18 protein-coding genes are annotated in these 24,250 nt (G+C 65.6%); 9 read left to right on the top strand and 9 right to left on the bottom strand.

From position 1 onward, the window contains the following. Positions 1–76: 76 nt before the first annotated feature. Positions 77–1,285, bottom strand: coding sequence for a glycoside hydrolase family 88 protein (locus C447_RS11115; protein WP_007693913.1), 1,209 nt, complete (start codon positions 1,283–1,285; stop codon positions 77–79). A gap of 450 nt (positions 1,286–1,735) precedes the next feature. Between C447_RS11115 and C447_RS11110 the strand changes: the two genes are divergently transcribed. Together C447_RS11110 and C447_RS11105 are read left to right on the top strand one after the other, a co-directional pair. Continuing rightward, positions 1,736–2,503 (top strand): IclR family transcriptional regulator, encoded by a 768-nt coding sequence (locus C447_RS11110; protein WP_007693912.1) that lies wholly within the window; start codon positions 1,736–1,738, stop codon positions 2,501–2,503. Positions 2,504–3,083: 580 nt separating this feature from the next. Further along, entirely contained in the window at positions 3,084–3,848 is a 765-nt protein-coding gene (locus C447_RS11105) for an IclR family transcriptional regulator (RefSeq protein ID WP_007693911.1), read from the top strand. 269 nt (positions 3,849–4,117) lie between these two features. Here the strand turns inward: C447_RS11105 and C447_RS11100 are convergent, their stop codons facing one another. Next, positions 4,118–6,829: a sugar-binding domain-containing protein gene (locus C447_RS11100; RefSeq protein ID WP_007693910.1), complete on the bottom strand. Its 2,712-nt coding sequence runs from the start codon at positions 6,827–6,829 to the stop codon at positions 4,118–4,120. Positions 6,830–6,896: 67 nt separating this feature from the next. After that, complete coding sequence (locus C447_RS11095) at positions 6,897–8,834, bottom strand: glycoside hydrolase family 127 protein (RefSeq protein ID WP_193361389.1); 1,938 nt, start codon at positions 8,832–8,834, stop codon at positions 6,897–6,899. Between the two features lie 134 nt (positions 8,835–8,968). On the opposite strand from C447_RS11095, the gene C447_RS11090 reads away from it, so the two are divergent. Then, entirely contained in the window at positions 8,969–9,796 is an 828-nt protein-coding gene (locus C447_RS11090) for an SDR family NAD(P)-dependent oxidoreductase (protein ID WP_007693908.1), read from the top strand. Between the two features lie 38 nt (positions 9,797–9,834). On the opposite strand, the gene C447_RS11085 is transcribed toward C447_RS11090, so the two are convergent. Then, positions 9,835–10,611, bottom strand: a complete 777-nt coding sequence (locus C447_RS11085; protein ID WP_007693907.1) for an SDR family NAD(P)-dependent oxidoreductase — start codon at positions 10,609–10,611, stop codon at positions 9,835–9,837. 108 nt (positions 10,612–10,719) lie between these two features. On the opposite strand from C447_RS11085, the gene C447_RS11080 reads away from it, so the two are divergent. Next, the gene (locus tag C447_RS11080) at positions 10,720–12,216 is read left to right on the top strand and encodes an alpha-N-arabinofuranosidase (protein WP_007693906.1); all 1,497 of its coding nucleotides are present in this window, start codon (positions 10,720–10,722) and stop codon (positions 12,214–12,216) included. Positions 12,217–12,317: 101 nt separating this feature from the next. Here C447_RS11080 and C447_RS11075 read toward each other — a convergent pair whose 3' ends face one another. After that, a complete protein-coding gene (locus tag C447_RS11075) occupies positions 12,318–13,448 on the bottom strand; it encodes an ABC transporter ATP-binding protein (protein WP_007693904.1) in 1,131 nt (376 codons plus the stop codon). A 228-nt stretch (positions 13,449–13,676) separates the two neighbouring features. Between C447_RS11075 and C447_RS11070 the strand changes: the two genes are divergently transcribed. The 5 genes from C447_RS11070 (at position 13,677) to C447_RS11050 (ending at position 19,150) form a co-directional block, all read left to right on the top strand. Further along, positions 13,677–15,005 carry an extracellular solute-binding protein gene (locus tag C447_RS11070; protein WP_237713468.1) on the top strand — a complete coding sequence of 443 codons (1,329 nt, stop codon included), beginning with the start codon at positions 13,677–13,679 and terminating at the stop codon, positions 15,003–15,005. Further along, a complete protein-coding gene (locus tag C447_RS11065; RefSeq protein ID WP_007693900.1) occupies positions 14,995–15,912 on the top strand; it encodes a carbohydrate ABC transporter permease in 918 nt (305 codons plus the stop codon). Before C447_RS11070 ends, C447_RS11065 begins: the two co-directional genes overlap by 11 nt. Beyond that, positions 15,909–16,769, top strand: a complete 861-nt coding sequence (locus tag C447_RS11060; protein ID WP_007693898.1) for a carbohydrate ABC transporter permease — start codon at positions 15,909–15,911, stop codon at positions 16,767–16,769. The genes C447_RS11065 and C447_RS11060 overlap by 4 nt, the downstream gene beginning before the upstream one ends. Before the next feature lie 380 nt (positions 16,770–17,149). Beyond that, on the top strand, positions 17,150–17,392 hold the full coding sequence (locus C447_RS18570; RefSeq protein WP_239639170.1) for a hypothetical protein: 243 nt from the start codon (positions 17,150–17,152) through the stop codon (positions 17,390–17,392). Positions 17,393–17,539: 147 nt separating this feature from the next. Further along, positions 17,540–19,150 carry a sulfatase family protein gene (locus C447_RS11050; RefSeq protein ID WP_007693894.1) on the top strand — a complete coding sequence of 537 codons (1,611 nt, stop codon included), beginning with the start codon at positions 17,540–17,542 and terminating at the stop codon, positions 19,148–19,150. A gap of 47 nt (positions 19,151–19,197) precedes the next feature. Here C447_RS11050 and C447_RS11045 read toward each other — a convergent pair whose 3' ends face one another. From C447_RS11045 to glpA, 4 genes are all read right to left on the bottom strand, one after another. Beyond that, entirely contained in the window at positions 19,198–19,656 is a 459-nt protein-coding gene (locus C447_RS11045; protein WP_007693891.1) for a hypothetical protein, read from the bottom strand. A gap of 85 nt (positions 19,657–19,741) precedes the next feature. Then, positions 19,742–21,049, bottom strand: a complete 1,308-nt coding sequence (locus C447_RS11040; protein WP_007693889.1) for an anaerobic glycerol-3-phosphate dehydrogenase subunit C — start codon at positions 21,047–21,049, stop codon at positions 19,742–19,744. 8 nt (positions 21,050–21,057) lie between these two features. Beyond that, on the bottom strand, positions 21,058–22,338 hold the full coding sequence (gene glpB, locus C447_RS11035; RefSeq protein ID WP_007693887.1) for a glycerol-3-phosphate dehydrogenase subunit GlpB: 1,281 nt from the start codon (positions 22,336–22,338) through the stop codon (positions 21,058–21,060). Then, the gene (glpA, locus tag C447_RS11030; protein ID WP_007693886.1) at positions 22,325–24,094 is read right to left on the bottom strand and encodes an anaerobic glycerol-3-phosphate dehydrogenase subunit GlpA; all 1,770 of its coding nucleotides are present in this window, start codon (positions 24,092–24,094) and stop codon (positions 22,325–22,327) included. The genes glpB and glpA overlap by 14 nt, the downstream gene beginning before the upstream one ends. Positions 24,095–24,250: the final 156 nt, after the last annotated feature.

The raw sequence follows: 24,250 nt of genomic DNA, 5'->3' as shown, positions 1-24,250 counted from the left end.
CCGCCTCCGGAACCGGTCCGTCGTTCGAATCGTGACCGTCGACGTCTCGCGGTCGAGAAGTTCGGGAACCCGCGAGCTACCAGTACCGGGACCAGTGGTGCTGTGCCCGAACGAGGCCCTCGTAGTAGAAGTAGTCGCCCCAGATACAGCACTCGTCGTAGTCCCCGTCGGCGGTGTCGTAGGCCGCATCGGTCAGCAAGCCGTTGGAGTCCAGCCCGTCGGTGGTGTAGTTCTCAGCGAGGCTTCGAAGCGTCGCGAGCGCGGCGTTCCGATAGCCGGGGACCCGCTCGTCGCCGAACGGGAGTTGTCTGGTGAGTTCGTCGAGGCCACAGACGGCGATGGCGGCGGCCGACGTATCGCGGATGTCCTCGTCCCTCGGTGCGTCGAAGTCCCAGTGGGGAACGTCGTCGTCCTCGAGGTTCGAGAGGTAGTAGTTCGCCAGCTTCGCCGAGAGTTCGGCGTACTGACCGTTACCGGTGTAGTCCGCTACGAGCGCGTAGCCGTAGATGGCCCAGGCCTGTCCCCGGGCCCAACAGGAGTCAGCGTCGTAGCCCTGCGCGGTCTCGCCGCCGACCGGGTCGCCGGTCTCCACGTCGCACTTGAAGGTGTGGAACGTCGAACCGTCGGGTCGGACGAGGTGCTGGGCCGTCGTGCGCGCGTGGGTCTCCGCGATGGATGCGTAGGAGGGGTCACCCGTCGTCTCGCTGGCCCAGAACAGCAGTGGAAGGTTCATCATCGTGTCGACGATCATCCGCCCCCGCTCCCAGGACTCCTCGGTGCTCTCGTGGTCGCCCCAGGCCTGGATGAGCGCGGGTCGGTCCCAGAACCGCTCGACGAGGTGGTCGGCGGCCGTCAGCGCCGCGGACCGATAGCGCTCGTTCCCGGTGAGACGATGGCCGGCGACCGCGGACAGCGTATAGAGAAAACCGAGGTCGTGCGTCTTGACCTCGCCGGCGGTGAGCCGCCGCTCGAACGTCTCCAACTGTGTTTCGGCGGCGCGGCGATACCGCGCCTCACCGGACGTCTCGGAGGCGAGCCAGCAGAGCCCGGTCCAGAAGGAGGTCGTCCAGCCGCTCATGTTGTCGGTCGAGCCATAGACCAGGTCCTCGCTTGAGGGTTCGGGGAAGGTATCGTAGAACTCGTCCAGATTCCTCCGCACCCGGTCGGTGGCCGTCCCGAGCGCTCGTTCGAGATCGGTCGACGGGGTCGTCGTGGATCCCGAGTAGCGGTTCGGAAGGCCGTGGTCGGTGACCGACGCAACCAGTGCGCGTGGAGCCCGTGGCATGTGAACCGATACTCCAGGCCCACATTGTATAAATCCGTCGCTGAACCCCGTGAGAACCGCTTCGATCGTCGCTCCCCGTCCCTCGGTTCCCGAACTCCCTCATTTGGTATCGTTTCGTGCCCCCGCTGTAGTATGCGTTCCAGTCATATCGAACGGGGAATCGGAAACGCCCGGTCCGGACCAGTGTCGAACCAGCACCGCTGCAGGCGATCCGACGACACCGCCCAGAGATCCGTTCCGGAATCCGAAAACACCGCTGAACCGCGGAGTGAGGGGTTTCGAGACGAGGAGCCGTCGCTTCACGTCCGACCCACCGCCGGTGCCTCCACACAGAATAACTCCACTCGCTCGGCGTGTGGACCGTCTCCTCAACCGAAATCCAGTAATACTGAGTCACATACAGAATCACACCATACAAGCTTATGATGAATGGGTCCAAATCGAGTATCCATGGATACCAAACAATCCACGAACTACGTCAAAACGGCGCGAACGACGCTTCGGATCCTGGACGCGTTGAAGCACAAAAGGGGATCAACGGTCACCGAGCTGGCCGAAACGTTCGATCTTTCCAAAAGCAGCATCCACAATTACTTGACGACGCTCGAACACGACGGCTACGTCGTCAAGGAGGGCAACGCCTACCGGATCGGGCTCAAACTGCTCGACCTCGGTGGCCACGCACAACACGGACAGCCGCTCTACGACGTCGCGAGGAACGAGGTCGCGAGCCTGGCCGAGGAGTCCGGGGAGCTGGCGAACCTGCTCGTCGAGGAGAACGGGAAGGGGTTCTACCTCTACCGGGCGCACGGCAACAACGCGGTCCAGACGGACTCGTACGTCGGCCAGGAGGTCTACCTCCACAACACCGCCCTCGGAAACGCGATCCTCGCCCACCTGCCGCCCGAGCGTGTCGACCGGATCATCGAGACCCACGGCATGCCGGAGACCACCGAGAACACGATCACCGACCGTGAGACGCTGTTCGAGGCGTTCGAGACGATCCGCGAGAACGGCTACGCGCTGGACGACGAGGCGCGCGTGAAGGGTCTCCGCTGTGTGGCGGTACCGATAGTCAACAACCACGACGAGGTCGAGGGGGCGATCAGCGTCTCGGGGCCGAGCAGCCGGCTCCAGGGCGAGCGCTTTCGGGAGGAGCTCCCGACCATGCTCCTGGAGGTCGCGAACGTCATCGAACTCAACATCACCTACAACTGAGTATCGACCCCATTCGGCATCCGTGAACGGCTTTCCACGTCCATCGAGTCGACCGGTCGAGGTTCGTTCCTCGTACCCTCGCCTTCGCTTGCTCCGTTCCTCCTCCAACCCAGTTGTAACTGCAGTATGTCTGTTACAAACGGTTCATCCACGAATAACCGAGTTTAGCTGGACCGGATTCGAATTCATCATCTCGCGTCCTTATTCCACCATACTGAACTCGATATCCTGTCGTGTGTGAACGATTCGTTCGATAACGGCTCCGAAAACGTTCGTATCTCGATGATAGTTCGTTTTATTGCGTGTTCGTTTATGGATGTTCGAATATAGCGACCATCGACTCTGTATGTAATTTTCATGAATGCGAAACCCCTGTCGGTCCCCGATACTGTCGCGTCTTTCATCCCGTCGGCGGGACGGTGAAGACGTCCCGACCGGTGGACCTGTGTCGTTTGTCCACAGCCCCGGCCAGCGGCCGACCCCAGCGAGACGCTTCGACGGCCCTTTTTTCGCCCCCGCCGTCGACCGAGAAACCACCGTGGAACAAAGTATTCAATAATGAAGGATACCGAGAGGTGGTATGGGAAGACGAGCGAAGTACGCGATAGGGTCCCTCGAAACCGGGTTCAGGATCGTCGACGAGCTCCAACGACTCGACGGAGCCGGGGTCTCGGAGCTGGCCGACCGGCTCGACATCCCGAAGAGCACGGTCCACAACTATCTGAGCACGCTGGTTCAGGAGGAGTACGTGGTCAAGGACGGCACCGCCTACCGAGCCGGGCTTCGGTTCCTCGAACACGGTGCCTACGCCCGTTCACAGGTCCCCCTCTACGAGATCACGAAGCCGGAAGTCGACGGGCTGGCGGAGGGGACGGGCGAGCTCTCCAACCTCATGGTCGAGGAGCACGGGTTCGGGGCCTACCTCCATCGCGCACGCGGGGAGACGGCGGTACAGGTCGAAGCCCACGTCGGGACGCGCGTTCCGCTGCACACCACGGCGCTGGGGAAGGCCATTCTGGCCCACCTCCCGCCCGAGCGCGTCGACGCCATCGTCGACCGTCACGGACTGGAGCCGAAGACCGCGCGAACGATAACCGACCGCCGGGAGCTCGACGAGGAGCTGGCCGAGATACACGACCGAGGGGTCGCCTTCGACAGGGAGGAGCGGATCGAGGGGCTCAACTGCGTCGCCGCACCGATCTCGAGCACGAACGGGCGGATACTGGGTGCGCTGAGCGTCGCTGGGCCGTCGAACCGCGTCCGTGGCGAACGGTTCACCGAGGAGCTTCCGGAGCGGGTACTGGAGACCGCGAACGTCGTCGAGCTGAACGTCACCTACTCGTGACCGTCGACACGGGGTGGAGCCGCCACATCCGATTCGGCGTGTCGACGGATCCCCGAAGTTCGACGATCGACGTATCAAGAGTTATGTTTTGTCGAACTGTGGGTTCGGGCGATGGCGTTCGACTGTCGGAACTGCACGGGACGGATCGCACGAACGAACGACTCGTGGCGGTGTGAGGACTGTGGGTACGTCCCACGACACGGTGCCGACTGAGGGGCCGGCCGTCCGGATCGCGACCGCGACGACGGGAACTGCGAGAAGCTCCCGGCTCAATCGACGAGCCGGCGAACGATCGCTCCGCTCATCGGCCGGTTCTCACTCCCGGTTACGCGAAGAGTACAGACCGTCACCCGTCCGTCGTCGTCGTCGCGTTCGAGAACGGTCGCGCCGGGCTCCGAGAGCCACCCCTCGACGTAGCCGCTGTGGACGCTATCGCCGTCCGCCGTCGGTGTGACGTAGGCGTAGGGATAGAGCCCCTCGAACGCCCAGCCGGGAACACGCTTCACGCCATCGAAGAGCGTCTGATAGACGAAGGAGGCACAGAGGTTCCAGCTCTCGCGTTCGGGGAGCTCACGGATCGGAAACGCGTCGCGAACGGAGTCCGCCATCGACCCGTCGGGCCGCGGCAGGAGAACGACGTGGCCGCCGTCCGTCGCGAACGCACGGGCCCGCTCGTCGAAGTCCGTCGTGACCAACGTGTCGGCGTCCGCCGCTGCCCCCAGCGGGTCGTAGCCCGCATCCGTCAGCGTCGACCGGATCGCCTCGGCCTCCGTGGGTGCGAAGACGCGCGTATCGGCTCCTCCTTCCCCCCCTCCGACGACGGTTACCTCCGATTCCCAGTGGGCAGGCGTATCCACGAGGTCGGCGGTGGCGGTCTCCGTCGACACTTCCTCGTCTCCCGTTCCGGTTTTCGGTACTCGTAGGTCGATCACGCCGTCGAGCCGCGTCGTTCCCGCCGGGTCGACGCGGACCGGCTCGCGACCCGATTCACCGAACGCCGTCCACTCGACAGCCGTTTCGAGGGGTTCGGGTCCGTCGTTGGCGACGGCGAGGTCCGCGACGAACCGGTCGCCCGTGCGGAGGGTCCAGGTGTCGGGTTCGAGCCGAACCATCGTCCGTCCGTTCGCGGCGGCGAGCCGGTCGACCGAGGCCTTCCCCTCACGGAGGTAATCGAGGACACCGTTGAACTCCCACTCGATGTCGGTGAACTCGGTGAGGACGTAGCCGGAGACCTCGTCCTCGAGGCGCATATCGGCGACTGTCCCCGCGACCGACGCGAACGCCCGGCGCTGCCAGTCGGCGGCGAGGTCGTCGAGTCCGTCGTAGACGTCGCTCAGCGCGCTGTCCTCGAAGCGCTCCTCGACACCTGCAGGGCGTTTCAGCCCCGAGAGGAACTCGTGGTCGAACCAGTCGGGGTCGCCGCCGTAGTGGGCCCGGAGCGACGATAGCTCGGGGAGCCCCCACGTGCCGAACTCCGAAACGACGGTCGGCACTTCTTCCGGGGCCGGCCCGTCACCCGTCGCCGCGTAGTTTCCCGCCGGGTCCGAGAGGAGGTCGTCGAGCCGGTCCCGCCACGCCTCGTTTCGGTCGGGAACGACGAAGTACTCGTGGTAGTCGTTGAGGTCGGTGGCGACGTGCGCCCAGCCGGAGTTGTCACAGACCAGCCGTGTGGGGTCCAGATCCCTGGCCTCGCGATAGTAGTCGGCGAGGTACGACTGTTTCTCCGAGTCGTTCCACAGCCGAACCGGGTCGTCGCGGTCGGGGAAGTCGTGCTGGTCGATGCCGAACCCCCACTCCTCGTTGTAGAGGCTCCAGACGACGACGCTCGGCGAGTTGTAGTCCCGCGCGACCAGCCCCTCGAACGCCTCACGAACCCGTCGTCGCGAGGCATCGGTGTCGACGTCGGCGTTCGCCGGCTCCTCCCACACCAGGATCCCCATCCGGTCGGCCAGCTCGACGAAGCGGGGATGAGCGGGTTTGATGTGTTTTCTGAGCATGTTGAACCCGAGCTCCTTCGCGGTCGCTATCTCCTCGCGGTAGGTGTCGAGGTCGGCGGGCCGATAGAGGGTGTCCGGATAGTAGGCCTGGTCGAGCGCCCCGCGGACCCGGAGCACCTCGCCGTTGAGATACCACTCGCCGTTCTCGACCGAAACGCTCCGCATCCCGAAGTAGTCGGTGAGCCTGTCGACGACCGTCTTATCGCCCTCGTCGATTCCCGCGTCGCCGCTTCCACCGTCGGTCAGAAGCGACACCTCGACGTCGCACAGTTCGGGGTCGTCCGGTGTCCAGTAGGCCGGATCAGTGAGGGAAACGACCGTCGAGACGGTCTCCGAACCGACCGGTAGCTCGTCCGTTCCCAGTGTAGTTCCGTCCTGTGTCACGCGGATCCGGAGCCGCAGATCCGCTCCTCGATCGATGTTCGCGATATCGACATCGACCCGCGCCGCGTCGGCATCGAGGTCCGGGGTGACCCGGAGGTCGGCGATACGCGTCTCCGGAACGGTGGTGATATCGACCGGCTGCCAGATGCCGCTCACCCGCGTGTACCACGGGTAGCCCTGCTTGCCGTGGGGTATCTCGCGGAGATCGTCCGGGTCGGCCACGCGGACCGCGACGACGTTCTCGCCGGGAACCACCGCCTCGGTCACGTCGAACGCGAAGGGGAGATAGCCACCCTCGTTCGAGCCGACCTCGACGCCGTTGACCCAGACGGTCGCCCGGTAATCGACGGCCCCGAACCGGAGGCGAACCCGGTCGTCGAACCCATCGAGCGTCACCGTCCGGCGATACCACGCGACCCCCGTGTACTCCCGGAGGTCGTCGTGTTCCTGCCAGGCGTGCGGAACGGTCACGCCTCGGGAATTCGGGAGGCTCTCGTCCCGTTCGTACCAGTGCTCCGCGATGCCGACGTCGTCCGGATCCGTGGTGAACGTCCACTCCCCCGAGAGGTCGACGGCGGCGGGTCTATCGAACGCGTTCATCGTGGCTCCACCCGACGACGGGGGGGAGTATTATCTTTTCCACTCCCTGTATCTCGGGGCAGTTCGTTTACTGCTGCTCGCCGCGAACCCAGACGCGCATGGGGCCGGGCTCGCGGTTGTCCCACGCGAAGTACGGGACGGCCGTCACTGTCGCGTCTTCCTGACCGGTCTCGTCGGCGGGGCGATAGAGTTCGCCCTCCCACTCCGACCGGTCGGGCACGCGTGCCTCGACGCTGAGCACGCTCACGCCGCCGAGCAGGTCCTCGCGGTGGTCGACCTCGTACTCCCCGTCCGTCGGGAGCACGTACTGGTGGAGGGGCCGGTCGTTGTCGGTCGCTTCGAGGCAGTAGACCAGCGGGCCGCGTTCGACGGCGACGAGTCCCGCGTCCGCCTCGACGGCCGGGTGCGCCCGGACCGTCTGCACGGTTTGCTCGAAGGTGAGTTCGACCGTGTCGTCCGTCCACTCGCGGTCGAGCGCGAGATAGCCGTCCTCGACCGCCGCGTCCACCGACTCGCCGTTCACTTCGACCGTGGTTCCCTCGCTCCAAGCCGGCACCCGGAGACGGAGGGCGAACGACTCTCCCTCCGATGCCGTCACGTCGAGCGAGACGTCACCGGACCACGGGAGGTCGGTCTCCACGTCGAGGTCGACCGCCGTCCCACCGACCTCGGTCGAGACGCGGCTCCCGACGTACTGGTGGACGAACAGGTCGTCCCCGTCATCGCCGTAGAGGTATCCGCCGAGCGAGGCGAACAGCCGGGCGGCGTTCGGCGGGCAGCACGCGCAGGTGAACCAGCCCTTGCGGTGGTGGTCACCGGAACTCTCCAGTGGGTTCTCGTAGAAGAACTCCTTGCCTTCGAGGCCGACGCCGGCGAGGAACCCGTTGTAGAGGGTGCGTTCGATGAGGTCGGCGTACTTCGCGTCGCCCGTGCGTTCGAGCATCCGCTGGTTCCAGAAGACGCTCCCGATGGCCGCACAGGTCTCGGCGTAGGCGTCCTCGTTCCGGAGGTCGTAGTCCTCGGTGAACCCCTCGTGGGCGGCCTCCGGACCGATACCGCCGGTGACGTACATCCGGCGCTCGGTCATGTTGTGCCAGAGGTCGTCGAGGACGTCCAGCGGCTCCGTCTCCTCTCGCTCCATCGCGAGGTCGGCCACGCCCGCGTAGAGGTACATCGCACGCACCGAGTGGCCCTCGACCGCCTCCTGGTCGTCGAACGGCGCGTGCGCCTGCGCGTAGCTCCCGTCGTACTCGCCCTCGTCGTCGAGGAAGGTCCCCGCCGGCCCGTCCTCGATGGCCTTCCCCTCCCCGTAGCCCGCGATTCGGTCGTAGTGTTCGACCTCCCAGCGGAACCGGTCGGCGTCGTGGCCGCGAACGTCCACGAAGTACTGGGCGAGGTCGAGATACCGCTCCTCGTCGGTGACGCGATAGAGCTCCACCAGCGCGAGTTCGAGTTCCTCGTGGCCCGGCGCGCCGTCGAAGTCCTCGTCGGCGAAGACCGCCTCGATGTGGTCGACGAACCCCATCGCGACGTCGAGCAACGAATCGCCGCCCGTGGCGCGGTGGTTGGCGACGGCCGCCTCGACGAGGTGGCCCGCACAGTAGAGTTCGTGCATCATGTGGAGGTTCGTCCACCGACCGTCGGGTTCGACGAGGGTGAAGTAGGTGTTGAGGTAGCCGTCGTCGTCCTGTGCGGCGGCCACCAGGTCCACGACCTCGTCGACGCGCTCCCTCAGGTCCGGGTCGTCCTCCGTGGCGAGGACGTAACTCGCGGCTTCGAGCCACTTGTAGGCGTCCGAGTCCTGGAACCACATCCCGCTGAACTCGCCCGATCCCCCCTCCGCGGCGCGCCGGAAGTTCTCCAGCGTGCCGGACTCCTCCAGCTGGTCGTACTGGTACTCGATCGTGACCGCCCGGTTCGTCTCGATACGGGGCGACCAGAAGGCGTCGTCCATCTCGACGTCCGTGAAACCGAGCGAGTCGACCACCTGACTTCGACGTTCCATACTACCCCCACCCGAGCCGGTGGCATATACTCTTCGGGGTCGGGGCCGAACGAAACGATAACGGGATCCGTCGTCCCGCCGGCTCCGCACGTGGGAGGGAAACAGTTACGTCGAGCGGTAGCGAGCCTGAACCTATGGGTCGATCAACCTACGATTTCTCGGACGAGACGGTGGTCGTAACCGGCGGCGCGTCGGGCATCGGGCGGGCCGTCGCGCGCCGGTTCGGTGACGCGGGGGCGACCGTCGTCGTCGCCGACATCCGCGACGAACCGAAGGACGAGGGCGAATCGACCCCGACGCACGAGGCCATCGAGGACGGCCCGGGTCGGGCGACGTTCGTCCAGACGGACGTCTCGAAGCCCGCGGACGTCGAATCCGTCGTGGAGGCGGCCCGGGAGTTCGGCGGTATCGACGTGATGGTCAACAACGCCGGCATCTACCGCGAGGCCTCGGTGGTCGAGACCCCGGTCGACGCGTTCGACCAGGTGATGGCGATCAACGTCCGGGGCGTGTTCCTCGGCTGTCGGGCCGCCGCGCGGGACATGCTCGCGCGCGACGAACCCGGCTGTATCGTGAACACCGCCTCGATCTCCTCGGAGTACGCACAGCTCGGGCACACGATGTACGACGGCTCGAAGGGAGCCGTGATGATGATCACGCGGGTCGCGGCGCTCGAACTCGCCCGGTTCGGTATCCGGGTCAACGCAGTCGCACCCGGGATCATCGAGACGACCTTCGGCACCGGCAACCCCGAGCCGCCGGGCGGTTCCGAGGAGACGTTCTTCGTCGACGACGCCGACGTCCCTGCGGTCGACGACGTCGAGATCACCCCCGAGATCCCGATGGACCGTATGGGAACGCCCGACGACCTCGCGGGGTCGTATCTCTTCTTGGCCTCCGACGACGCCGACTACATGACCGGCCACCTCCAGTACGTCGACGGTGGCTACCAGATCCTGTAGCGTCGTCCGTCGTCGAACCGGGACCGCTTCTTACCGGTTTACCGATCGTCGAGTCGCCAGCTGTCGATGGGGACCTGGCCGCCGTCGACGCGGAGTTCGTGGCCGTTGACGTAGTCGGCGGCGGGCGAGGCCAGGAACGTGACCGCGTCGGCGATCTCGGAGGGCTCCGCGAACCGCCCGAGCGGGTTGTTCTCCTGGATCTGTTCGGTGACGGCCTCGGAGAAGTCCTCGACCATCCGGGTGTTCGCCCAGCCCGGCGCGACGGCGTTGACCCGGACCCCCTCGCGTCCGAGTTCGAGCGCGAGACTCTTGGTGAGCCCCAGCAGGCTGAACTTCCCGACGTCGTACTGTGGCGACATCCCGACGCCGTTCTTGGTGTGGATCGAGGTGATGTTGACGACCTTCCCGTAGCCCGCCTCGACCATCCCATCGACCGTCGCCCGGAGGCAGTTGAGCGAGCCGCGGAGGTGCACGTCGAGGTTCAGTTCGAACGCGTCGTCGTAGTCGGTATCGAGGAAGGGCCCCGCCGTTCCGACGCCGGCGTTGTTGACGAGCACGTCTATCGTATCGAACGCCTCCGTGCCGCGTTCGACCATCGCCTCGACCGCAGCGGGGTCGCTGACGTCCGCGCCCACCGCGACGGCGTTTCCGTCCGCGTCTTCGATCTCCTCGGCGGTCTCCTCGGCGACGGTTTCGTCGAGGTCGTTCGCGACGACGTTCGCCCCGTGGTCGGCGAGGGCGAGCGCGATTGCGCGGCCGTTCCCGCGCCCCGCACCCGTGACGAGCGCAGTTCGTCCGGAGAGGTCCGTATCCATACCCCTCGATTCGGTGGACGGCGCTTAAAACCCACCGTCCGTGACCACCCTCACGCCGGGGTGGGAACCAGTTGATTTATCATCCACCACGGAGCAGTAGGGATCAGGATGTCGAACGCACACGTTACCGTCCACACTGAGGCCGCTATCGGCCGTATCGAACCCGAAGTCCACGGCCACTTCTCCGAACACCTCGGCCGCTGTGTCTACGACGGCCTCTGGAGCGACGATACCGCCGACACCGACGGGTTCCGTGACGACGTCGTCGACCTGCTCGCCGACCTCGAGATCCCCGTCCTGCGGTGGCCCGGCGGTTGTTTCGCGGACGACTACCACTGGGAGGACGGGGTCGGCCCCCGCGAGGAGCGCCCACGCCGCCGGAACCTGTTCTGGGCCCAGGGCATCGAGGAGGACCCCGAGGAGTCCAACGCGTTCGGCACCGACGAGTTCCTCCAGCTCTGCGAACGCGTCGGGACCGAACCGTACCTCGCGGCGAACGTCGGCTCCGGCGACCCCCAGGAGGCGGCCGACTGGGTCGAGTACTGCAACTACGAGGGCGACACCGAACTCGCCGACCGACGGCGGGCGAACGGCCACGAGGACGGCTACGGGGTGCGTTACTGGGGACTCGGCAACGAGAACTGGGGCTGTGGCGGTCGGATGAGCCCGGAGCAGTACGCTCGGGAGTACCGCCGCTTCGCGACCTACGTCGGCTCGATGGACGACCTGATGCTCGACGAGGACCTCGAACTCATCGCGTGCGGGTTCGAGAACCACGAGTGGAATCGACTCTTCATGGAGGAGGTCGGCGAGGCCGAGTGGGGTGTGGAGTTCCCCCTCGACCACCTCACGCTGCATCACTACTACGGCCGTACGATGAACGTCGACGAGGCCGGCGAGGAGGGCTACGACCAGATGCTGGTCGAGGCCCTCGAGATGGACCGTCACATCGAGCGGATCGCCGCGGCGATCGACGCCGTCGCCACGACGCGCGACATCGGCGTCATCATCGACGAGTGGGGGACCTGGCATCCGGAGGCCGTGGCCTCGAACGGGCTCGAACAGCCGGGCACCGTCTTCGACGCGCTCTCGGCCGCCGCCGTGCTCGACGTCTTCAACCACCACAGCGACGTGATGACGATGTCGAACATCGCACAGACCGTGAACGTCCTCCAGTGTCTGGTCGAGACCGACGGCGACGACGCGTGGGCACGGCCCACGTATCGAGTCTTCGACCTCTACGCCCCCCACAAGGGCAACGAGTCGGTTCGAACCTCGCTCGAAACGCCGACCCGCGACGTCGGCGAGGACGACCTCCCGCTCGTCGGCGCGTCCGCCTCGGTGGACGATACCGAGACCTTCCTCACGCTCACCAACCTCGATTGCCGCGCGGCCCACACCGTCGACGTCGGGCTCGAAGGCATCGACCTCGGTGAGGCCTCCATCGACGCCGAGGTCCTGTTCGCAGGCCAGGACCCCGACACCGAAGTCGACGCCGGCAACGCCGACTCGTTCGCCGCCGAGGAGCTCGACGTCGCGACCGACGGCGACGGGCTCAGCGCTGACCTCGAACCCGCGACGGTTGCCGGGATCACCATCCGATAGGGGACCCGAGGACGCCTCGAGTCGGTTCGTTCTCCGAAAATTTCGCGTTCGCTGGACGACGATGCGGAGTGCGTCGGAACGAAACGAGGGTACGACTGCTTCTACGACGGTGTACTCTGTAACGGGGCGTCCGACTCCCGTTCCTGCGAGAGCAGGTTCTCCCCCGTCGACTTGTCGAAGATGTGGATGTCGGACTCGTCGAACGCGACGGAGATCTCGTCGCCCTCGGTCTGGTCTATCTGCCCGAGCACACGCATCGTGAACTCGGTGTCGTCCGACCGGAGATAGAGGTAGTTGTCGTCGCCCACGGGCTCTTTGACCTCGAGGACGGCGTCGATGCTGTTCGCGGTCGACCCATCGGAGAACGTCATGTGTTCCGGTCGGATCCCGAGCACCAGCGCGTCCTCGGTGGCGCGTTCGGCGACCCGCTGGGCGTACTCCTCCGAGAGGGTGTACGTGATGTCCTCGCCGCGCAGCGTCGTGCCGTCCAGGGCGACGTCGAAGAAGTTCATCGCCGGGCTCCCGATGAACTCGGCGACGAACTGGTTGACCGGCTCGGAGAAGACCTCCCGGGGGGTGCCGACCTGCTGGAGAACCCCCTCGTTCAGGATGATCACCCGGTCGCTCATCGTCATCGCCTCCTCCTGGTCGTGGGTGACGTAGATGGTCGTCGTGCCGAGGTCCTCCTGGATGCGCTGGAGCTCCGTTCGCATGTGCGTCCGAAGTTTGGCATCGAGGTTCGAGAGCGGTTCGTCCATGAGGAACGCCGACGGGTCGCGGACGATCGCGCGGCCGGTCGCGACGCGCTGTTGCTGGCCGCCCGAGAGCTCGCTCGGTCGTTTCTCCAGCTGGTTTTCGATCCCCATCATCCCGGCCGCCTCCCGCACCCGCGACTCGATCTCGTCGTCCGAGAGGTCCGAGTTGAGCTTCAGGCCGTAGGACATGTTCTTCTCGACCGACATGTGTGGATAGAGCGCGTAGTTCTGGAACACCATCGCGATGTCGCGGTTCTGGGGCGGAATGTCGTTCACCTTCCGGTCCCGAATGTAGATCGCCCCGTCGGTTATCCCTTCGAGCCCCGCGATCATCCGGAGCACCGTCGACTTCCCGGACCCCGACGGGCCGACGATGGTGATGAACTCCCCGTCCGCGATGTCGAGACTGAAGTCGTCCACGGCCACGATCCCCTCGCCGTATTCCTTCCGTACGTTTTCCAGGCGGATCTCGCTCATCCTAAACTACATCAATCATTCATGTATATATATGGCTTTCCCTCACGCCGTCGACGGCACGTCGTGTGGACGGCCCGTGAATTGGTGGTTCACGAAACGTCGAAAAGCGCTCGTACGCTTCGTAGACCGGGCCGTGAACGAACCGGCACGCACGCGTTCGAGGAGGGACGATGTGTCGGCGAACCAAAGGCCATAAACATTTATTACGGTGGACGCCTCGATTCCACTATGGTAGCGTCCGAGAGAGCACACACGACGTCTTCGAGGCGGCGATTTCTCACCGGCCTCGGCGTGGCCGGTGGGATGGGACTGGCTGGCTGCAGTACCCGAAACGCCCTCGTCGGGGACATCGCCAGCGGGTCCGGCACCACGGTCGAGTTCTGGACCCTGTTCAGCGGCGGTGACGGTGCCACGATGCAGTCCATCGTGAGCCGATTCAACGACGAACAGCCCCTCGGGAACGTCCAGATCGACCGGCAGCGGATACCGTGGAACGACTACTACACCAAGGTCTACACGGCGCTGGTCGCCGACAAGGGTCCCGACATCGCGATCATGCACCAGGCCCTCATCAGCCGGTTCCGGCAGATGCTGACGCCGTACAACCGCTACATCGACGACTCCACCGCTTCGCAGTACGTCCCGACCCTCTGGAAGCGGATGCGGTTCGACGGGAACCAGCTCGCCCTCCCCCTCGACGCCCACCCCATCGGAGCCTACTACAACCGCTCGGTGTTCGAGGAGGCCGGGCTGGACCCCGACTCCCCGCCGACGAACTTCCGGGAGTTCAAGAACGTCTGCGACACCATCGTCACCGAGACGGACGCCAACGCCTTCGCCCCCTCGGCCGCCATGAGCCCGATCGAGCTGCTCCGGACGTTCATCGCGTTCGACCGGCAGCGGGGTGGACAGCTCTTCAACGATGACCTCACCGAGGTCCGGTTCAACAACCCGAACGGCCTCCGGATCGCCCAGCTCTACCACAACAGCACCGGCAAGTACGGGTGGGACCTCCCGAACGCGTCCGCCAGCAGAACGGACGTCGCCTTCCAGGACGGGAACCTGGGGATAATCGTGAACGGGACCTGGTACGCGGCCGTGTTGCAGACGCTCGACGGGATGGACTGGAACATGTTCAAACCGTTCGTCGCCCCCGGGAAGCAACAGAACTGGACGGAGTCCGGGAGCCACACGATCGTGCTCCCCCGGAAGCAGTCCAGGGACCGAGAGCAGACCCAGACGGCCGTGAGGGTGGCCGAGTGGCTCACCCAGGAGAACCCGATCTGGGGGACGCAGGCGGGCCACCTGCCCGCCGCCTCGAAGCTCCAGAACTCCCCGGCACTCCGGGAATCACCCCTCTGGTCGAAGTCCCTCTCGAAGTTCTCGGAGATGGCGAGCGAGGACCAGTTCGCGTACCTCCCACGGACCCCGTTCAACGTGAACGAGGCGTCGACGTGGGACTTCCTCCTCGACATCTACTCGCACAGCACCTCCCCCAAGGCCGGGCTCGAACGCGGGGCGGAGACCGTCCAGGGGTTGATCGACGATGTCAATTAGGGACCGATTCAGTCGCACGGAAGCGACCGAGGGGAGCCTCCAGCGACGGGAGACGGTCGACGGGATCCTCTTCGCGGTCCCCTACATGGTCTTCTTCTGTGTGTTCCTCCTCTATCCGCTCTTGCAGGGGCTCTACATGAGCCTCTTCGAGTGGAACCCGCTGTTCCCCGCCCAGTCGGAGTTCCTCGGGATCCAGAACTACGCCTCGATGCTCCAGGACCCCGCGTTCTGGAACGCGCTGGTGAACACGGTCTACTTCGTCGTGTTGACCGTGCCGGCGATGGTGATCTTCGGGCTGGCGCTCGCGTTGGGCGTCAACAAGAAGGTGATCGGCCGGCGCTACCTCCGGACGATCTACTTCAGCCCGTACATCCTGACGGTCTCCATCGTGGGTATCGTCTGGAGCCTCTTCCTCTCGTCCGGCTTCGGGCCAATCAACTACTACCTGGGCTTCATCATGGAGACGCCGCCGAACTGGCTGGGTTCGTCGGCCCTCGCGATGCCCGTGCTCGCCGTCGTCACCAACTGGTGGCTGCTCGGGTTCAACTTCGTCATCCTGCTGGCCGCCCGGCAGAACGTCCCGGAGCGGCTGTACGAGGCCGCACGGCTCGACGGCGCGGGTACGTGGCGCGCCTTCCGCGACATCACCCTCCCGCAGATGCGGAACGCGATCGCGTTCGTCGTGATCGTCCAGTTCATCCAGCAGTTCCAGGTGTTCGGCCAACCCTACGTGATGACGGACGGCGGACCGAACAACTCCACGATGACGCTCGTCTACTACCTCTACAACGCGGCGTTCAGCCAGCAACGGTTCGGCTACGCCGCGGCGGTGGGCTACCTCCTCTTCGGACTCCTCGTGGTCGTATCGTACGTGAACTACCGGTACATCGGAAGTGATTCAGCATGAGCGAAGCAACCGCCAACGGACGTCGAGGTATCCTGAGCAACGCCACCACACGAACGGTCGCGGTCCACGTCGGGCTGTACGCGGTCGCGATACTGTTCATGGTCCCCTATCTCTACATGATCTCGCTCTCCCTACAGCCCCAGGAGATCGCGATCAGCTCCGTCCCGCACCTCATCCCCCCGGAGTTCACGCTCGCGAACTACACCGAGTTGCTCTCGGGGACCCTCATCCTCCAGTGGGTGCTCAACACGTTCATCGTCGCGACGACGGCGACGGTGCTCGTCCTGATCGTCGACTCCATGATCGCGTTCTCGCTCACGCGGCTCAACTGGCCCGGCCAGTCGATCCTGCTCACGATCATCATCGGGAGCTTCATGGTCCCCTTCTACGTCAACCTGGTCCCGCTGTTCACCACGGTCTCGGACCTGGGACTCGTCAGCAGCCTGTTCGGCGTGATCTTGCCCGCGGTCGCGAACCCGCTCGGCGTCTTCCTGCTCTATCAGTTCTTCCGGGATATCCCCGAGGAGTACGGTGAAGCGGCCCGACTGGATGGCTTCTCGAACTTCCAGATCTACTCCCGGATCGTCCTGCCCATCTCGCGCCCGATCCTCTCCGCGCTCGCCATCTTCATGTTCGTCTACAACTGGAACCAGTTCGTCTGGCCGGTCGTCGTGCTCCAGAACCAGGCCTCGTTCACCCTCCCGCTGGGGCTGGTGATCCTGCGTGATACGTTCACGTTCCGGCCGGGTCTCTTCATGGCCTCCGGGATCATCGCGTCCCTCCCGCTGTTCGTGCTGTTCCTCCTCCTCCAGGACCAGATCATCGAGGCGGTGCAGTTCCAGGGTACGACCGGATGAGGGCGGACGACGAGAACGAGGGATCGTTCGGCGGGTCGCTCAGGGACGCCCTCGGCTTCGCGTACCGACACAGCCTCGTTCTCGTCGTCATAAGTGTCTGTTGGGTTGTTAGTTCGCTCCCGGTCGTCACCTGCGGAATTTCTACTCTCGGTGCGTATTCGGCGATCCGTTCGCTTCGTTCCAACAAAAAGGTGAAATTCAGTGAAATAACGGCAACTATTCGGCGACACGGCGTAAACGCCTCCCTCCTGATATACGTACCAATCATCATAGGTTTCGCCACGGCTACCTACTTCCTGACATACGTTCGAACCGACTCGTTTCGGTACCTCGCCATCGCCATCGCCGGCACCTATCTGTTCATCTTCTTATCACTCGTCGTGCTGACGACGTTCGCGGTTCTCTCGCGGGACCGCTCGTTCGTCGGTTCGCTCTCGACGGGCTACACCTGGGTGGTGGGCAACCCGACACACTCGACGACCCTGATCTTCGTCTACGCCGGGCTGTTGTTGCTCGGTGCGGTCTCCGTGATCGGACTGGTGATCATCGTCCCGGCGCTCCTCTTCACGCTCCACGAAGGGGTAGTGCGAGACGGCACCCTACACTCCCCCTCGAAGGCGTGAGTCGCCTGGATCGAATCCCGCGACGTCGGGACACACGATAGCGGTCGTAGCGAACATCGGAAGGGGAATCGCGAGCGCGAACCGGCCGCCGAACCCCGTCGATGACCCGATAGAAACGGCTTTCAGTTCGACGCGGCGAGGGGGCTCATGGCCGACCGGACCACCGAACGACCCCGCCGTCGCCTCCACCGGCGAAACGCCATGAAGGCGGCCGGCGGACTCGGGGTCGGCGGGCTGCTCAGCGGCTGTTCGTCCAACGTCGCCCTCCTCGGGAGCACCGGTACGTCCCAGCCTCGCAACATCGTCTTCGTCCTGAGCGACGACCACCGGTACGACTTCATGAACTTCATGGACGAACCGGGAACGCCCGGGTTCCTGGAGACGCCCAACATGGACCGGATGGCGAACCAGGGCGCACACCTCCCGAACACCACGGTCAGCACGTCGCTGTGTGCGCCGAGCCGGGCCTCCATCCTCACCGGTCAGTACGCCCACGAACACGGCGTCATCGACAACCAGCATCCACAGGCCGACCACGACCCGTTCTTCGTCGACCACCTCAAGGACGCCGGCTACGAGACGGCGTTCATCGGGAAGTGGGACACGTTCCGGATCAACAGCGCCGAACCCCGGCCGGCGTTCGACCGCTGGGTGAGCTTCGAAAAGCAGGGCAACTACTTCGACCCGCGGCTCAACGTCGACGGCGATTGGGTGGACCACAGCGGCTACATCACCGACATCCTGACGGAGTACGCGCTCCAGTGGCTCAGAAACCGGAGCGGCGACAAACCGTTCTTCCTCTATCTCTCCCACAAGGCCCCACACGCCTGGTTCCGCCCCGCGCGCCGTCATCGGGGACGATACGCCGACGCGCCGATCGAGTACCCGAAGACGATGGCCAACTCCCCGGCGAACTACCGGGACAAACCGGACTGGGTGCGCGAACAGCGCGACAGCGTTCGCGGGGTGGACTACGTCTTCGGCGGCAACTTCGGGTTCGGCGGCCCGTCCGGGTTCGATACCCTCTACCGGAGGTACTGTGAGACGCTGCTCTCGCTCGACGAGAGCATCGGGGCGGTGATGGACCAGCTCGATACGTCCGGCGTCGCCGATTCGACGTTGACGCTCTACATGTCCGACAACGGCTTCTCGCTCGGCGAACACGGCCTCATCGGCAAGCAGACCGCCTACGAACCCTCGATGCGGGTTCCGTTGCTCGCGTGGGCACCGGGGCTCGTCGAGTCCGGGACGACCATCGACCGGGCGGTCTCGAACATCGACCTCGCGCCGACGTTCCTCGAGGTCGCCGGTCGCTCCCGCCCAGACTACATGAGCGGGGAGTCCTTCCTCCCCGCGCTGGCCGGCGAGGGAACCGCCCGAAGTCAGGAGCCCTACTACGAATCGTTCTGGGGTGGCTTCCCGAAGCACCCGACCATGTTCAGTACGCGGCAGGACCAGTACAAGTACATCTGGTACTACGGGCCGATGCAGGACGAACTTTACGACCTCCGGGCCGACCCCGCGGAGGCGAACAACCTGTTCGACGACGGGAATCACGAGCAGCGCCGGAAGGCGATGCACGACCGGCTCTTCGACTGGATCGAGTCGGGCGGCGGCGTCCCGATCCCGCTCCAGCGCGAACGACGCGGGAACAACCGAAAGAAGCGGCCGAAGAACGCGCCGAAGACCGCACCGGACGACCTCACGGGCAGGACCAAGAAGAGCAGGAAGAACGGGAAAAACGGGAAAAACGGGTAGCTCACAGCCGAAACTCCTGCGTCACGCCACGGGGGCCTCCGTTCGCCTCACTCCGTGTCGGTGAACTCGAACTCGGCGTCGATTTCGTGTGTTCCCTCGTCGTCTATCACGACGGCCGTCGAGAGCACCCGCTGGAGGGGTTCCTCGTACTCCGTGGGCGAGACCCCCGCCTCGCCGGGGACCCACTCCCAGGCGATCTCCCAGCGGAGCTTCCCGGTCCGTTCGGCCGGCGTCGTCCGGGAGTTGACGACCAGCACGACCAGTTCGGTGTAGGGGTCGGGGTCGCTCGCCGCCAGTACGGGGCCCTGGAACGCCCCCATCGTCTTCGGGATGTCCGTCGTGAGGACGTCCCTGATCTCGTCGGCAGCGCCGACGATGGTCGCGTACTGGACGACGATCGCGCCGTGCTCGTCGTCGTAGTCGACCCACTCGACGTCGAACCCGTTGTCCTCGAGTGCCGCCCTGACACCGGCGAGCACGGCGTCGTGGTCGTTTGGTTCGCTCAATGTCCGTCGATAGTCGCCGCAGATAGTTACGAATTGCGCACCCGGTGTCAATCGCGACCGCCGGGATCGATGGGTTCGTTCGACCTCAGGACGCCGACGTCCCGGTCAGCGCTTCCCGGAGCACTTCGAGGGGATGGGTGATCTCGTAGCCGGTGCCGTGTTCCATCTGCATCGCACACGTCGGACACTCGGTCATGCCCTCCTCGCCCGCGCCGGCCTCCATGTGTTCGAACATCTCCTCGCCGATCTCCATCGACTTGTCGTACTTCTCCTCCTTCCAGCCGTAGGTCCCGGAGATCCCCGAACACGACGGCCCGACGTCCTCGACGTCGACCCCGTCGAGGTCACGGAAGAGTTCGACGGCCTGGCGGTCGAGACCCTGATTCCGGGCGTGACACGGCGCGTGGTAGGCCATATCGGGCATGTCGACCTCGCCCTCCTCGACCGCACCCCGGAGGTCCTCGTTGATCCGGAGGTATTCGAGGCCCTCGTACGTGTTCTGTGCGACCGTCTCGATGTCGGTGATGTCGAAGAGCTCGGGGTACTCCTGGCGGAGCGCCATCGAGCACGAGGTACAGGAGGCGATGACGTCGGCCCCGTCGTCGATCGCCGCCGCGAGCTCCTCGACGTTGGTCCGGGCGTGTCGGCGGGCGTCCGTGAGCATCCCGTTGGCGAACATCGGGGTGCCCGAACACTTCTGGGGTGGCACGAGTATCTCGTAGCCGAAGTGTTCGTAGACGTGGACCAGCGCCTTCGCGACCTCTGGCGTGTTGTAGTTCGAGTAACATCCGTGGAAGTAGGCCACCCGTTTGTCGGGGTTCTCGACGTGGGCCCCGCCACGCTCGGCCCACCACTCACGGAAGGTCTGCCCCGCGAACGCCGGGAACTCGCGTTCGGCCGTCACGCCGAGGGTCTTCTCCATCGCCCAGCGCGCCGGCCCGAAGTTCATCGCGAAGTTCGCCACCCGCGGGAGTTTCGAGGCGAACCACGCCGAGGTGTGGTAGTTGGCGAGGATCCGATTCCGGATGTACTCCGTCGAGAGCTTCTCCATCTGGCGCTCGACGAACGCCCCGCGCGCCTCGTTGTGCATCTGGCTGAGCGGCACCGACGAGGGACACGCGTTGTCACACCGCATGCAGTTCGAACACGCATTGATCGAGGGGTCGATGTCGTCGTCGCCCTTGCGTTTCAGCCGCCACTGTTCGGGGCCCTGGAACTTCGGGCCGGGGAAGTCGTCGTCGACCTCCGCCACCGGGCACGACGTATCGCAGGTCGTGCACTTATAGCAGTCGTCCGCGCCGGGCCGGAGGTCCATCGGCTCGCCGGAGAAGACGTCAACTGGTTCGAACGATTCGTCGCTGGCGTCGGTCGGGGTCGTGTCTGCGTCGCTCATTGTGGTAGTTAGATCAGGGCTCCTGCACGCTCGCCGGCCACGTGACCGGTCGCGAGCGAGACGCCGCTCCCGCACTTCTGGGCGGCGAAATCCGCACCGCCGAGCACGCTGCCGGCGGCACGGAGGTTCGAGAACTCGGTTTCCCCGGCCGCGTCGAGCGGTCGGAGGTCGTCGTCGGGGACGACACCGAACCGGGCGAACGGCTGGTCGCCGAAGGCGTCGGTCGCGGACCAGTCGTACCGGTCCTCGGGGTGGGGGATATGGCAGTCGAAGACCGGTTCGCGCACGCTCTCGCGCGAACTCCCGATCCCTTTTCCAACGAGCCCGCCCGTCGCGAGGACGACCTGGTCGGCACCGTAGGGCACGCGCTGGCCGTTGTTGTCCGTGTAGACCGTCGTGATGGCCCCATCCGCGGACTCGTAGTCGACGACGGGGTTGCCGGTGGTCCGTCGGACGCCCGCCTCGTCGAGCGCCGCGAGGAAGCGGGATTCGAGGCGCACACCGGGGAGGCTCGGCGGCGACGCTGCGAGCTCGAAGGCCGGGACGCCGAGGCGTTCCTCCAAGTCGTCGCGGACCTCGTCGTTGCGGTCGTCGCCGATGAGGGACGGAAAGCCGACGCGCTCGGCCCCGTCGAGTTTCGGCCTGACGAGTTCGGCCAGCGCCCGCCGAACCCCGTCGAACCGGGGCGCGCGGTCTTTGTCGGGTTCCTCGTCCCGGTCGAGCGCCCGCGCGTACCGCGTGAGTTTGGCGTCGGCGCGGAACTTCTTCGGGAAGCGGAGCGTCACACCCCGGACGTCGAACGGGACGCCCGCCGCGGCGAGGCGGTCGGCCGCGAGCGGCGCGTCGAAGTCGCTCAGGCCCTCGAATCCGACCAGTAGTGTCGAGCGGGTGTCGCTCGCGAGGCCTGCCGCCATCGAGGCCGGATAGCGCGCCGTCGGTTTGATCGTCCCGGCCTGGGTCGGAATCAGCGCGTTGACGTCGGTGTGACCGCCCCGATAGCTGTCGCCGACGACGCTATCGAAGCGGTCGAACCCCTCGCGAACCGCCGATTCGCCGACGATCCGGTAGGGGTGGTCGTCCGGGAGGTCGTCCATCGCCGCGTAGGGGTCCGCGAAGGGGCCGTCGTCGCCGCTGTAGCCCAAACAGTCCACGAGGCCGCTGGCGTGACGGAGCGTGCTCTTCTTGTGCGAGAGCAATCGAACCGTCGCGCCGGTCTCGGCCGCCGAGAGCGCGGCGCTCATCCCGGCGAGGCCGCCGCCGACGACGAGGACGTCCTCACGAATCGCCATCGGAGTCCCCGTTCGGAGAGGTCGGTCGTCGACCGCCGTCGGCGGCGGTTTCGCGCTCGGAACGCGAGACGTCGGTGCCCGCGTTCGTCGCGGTCCGTCCGTCGTCGAACGCCGCGAAGTCGAGGTCGGACTCGCGTGCGGCGGGGTCGCGGTCGCGGTTCAGCGTCGTGGCGTGGAGGGCGTACTTCAGCGCGGCCTGTGAGAGCTGTTCGCCCCAGAGGCCGTGGCGCTCGCCCTTCCAGCGCTCCTGGTAGAGTTCGTCGTAGGCGTCGCGCACAGTGGGTTCGTCGTAGGTCGGGTGGAGCTGGCTCGCCATCCCCTGACAGCAGAAGGCCCCCTGACAGTTGCCCATCGAGGCCCGGGTGCGGAGCCGGACCGCGTTGAGGTCCGTTCCCGATTCGTCGATCGCCTTGTCGATCTCGGCGCTGGTCACGGCCTCGCAGGTACACACGACGGGGTTGGGGTCGCTCCCGCCGAGCACCTGCGGCGAGAAGCTCCCGAGGCGCTTGGTGCTCCGTTTGGCGATCGGCGAGCGAAGCCCGAACTCGTCCATGTACTCGTCGAGGTTCCCGATGTCCTCGCTGCCCGGCAGGGGCTCGTCGGCGGTTCGACACTCGGCCTCGACCCCGAACTGTTCGCAGACGTGGTCCGAGATCTTCTCGGCCATCAGCCGGTAGGTCGTGAACTTCCCGCCGACGATGGAGGTCATTCCCGGCAGATCGTCGCGTTCGTCGTGGTCGAGCAGGAAGAAGTCCCGTGTGATGTCGGTGGGGTCCGTGGTTCCGGTTCCCGGGGGCTCGTAGAGCGGCCGCACGCCCCAGAAGGATCGAATGGTTCGGGCTTCCTGCAGGATCGGGACGAGTTCGGAGAGCGTGTCGATCATCAGGTCGACCTCCCAGCCCTCCTCGGGGTAGTCCTCGGGGTCCTCGACCTCTTCGTCCGTCGTCCCGAGGATCGCGGCGGTCTCGTGGGGCACGATGATGTCGGCGTCGCCCTTCGGCCGACACCGGTTCACCACGGTGTCGACCTGTCGGGTGTTCATCACGACCATCACGCCCTTCGAGGGGCGGACCTCGACGTCGACGCCCGCCATCGCGCCCACCCGACCGGCCCACGCGCCCGTGGCGTTCACGACGTAGTCGGCGCGGATCTCCTCGACGGTGCCGGGTTTTCGATGGACTCGCTTCCCCGGCCCGCTCTCGTGTTCGACCTCGATGCCGACGACCGCGCCGTCCTCGACGAGCACGTCGGTCACCTTCGCGTGGGTCTCGACGCGCGCGCCGTGTTCGATCGCGCTCGCGGCGTTGGCGACGCACAGCCGAAACGGGTCGATCGCGCCGTCGGGCACCCGGATCGCGCGTTTGACGTCCTTCGCGAGGTAGGGTTCGATCGCCCGGGCTTCCTCGCCCGAGACGACCTCCGCCGGGATGTCACACTCCCGGCAGCCCTCGAGTTTCTCCTCGAAGTACTCGTCGGCGTCGCCCTCCTTCTGGACGAACAATCCGCCGGTCATCTCGACGCAGTGGGTCGCGATCTCCCGGAGAACGCGGTTCTCCTCGATACACTCGCGCGCGCTCGATCGGTCGGAGACCGCGTAGCGACCCCCGCTGTGAAGCAGGCCGTGCATTCGGCCGGTGGTCCCGTGGGTGAGGTTGCCCTTCTCGACGAGCGTCACGTCGAACCCGCGCATCGCCAGGTCCCGGGCGATACCCGTCCCCGTGGAACCGCCGCCGATCACCGCCACCGTTCCATCCATTAGGTGACGATCCGGCTCCGAATACTTTACTCTATGCACACCGGATCAGTGACGTCTTGTATTCGAATTCGAGGCGAGCTGCAACGAACCGACGTAACACGGATTCTGGGCAGAGATCTCGATTCGGTTCCCGATCGGACTTCTTTATTCGAGGTC

Origin of the sequence: Halococcus hamelinensis 100A6, from assembly GCF_000336675.1 — an archaeon.
In the GTDB taxonomy this organism is placed as follows: Archaea; Halobacteriota; Halobacteria; order Halobacteriales; family Halococcaceae; genus Halococcus; species Halococcus hamelinensis.
This window is presented reverse-complemented; position numbering and strand designations above follow the sequence as displayed.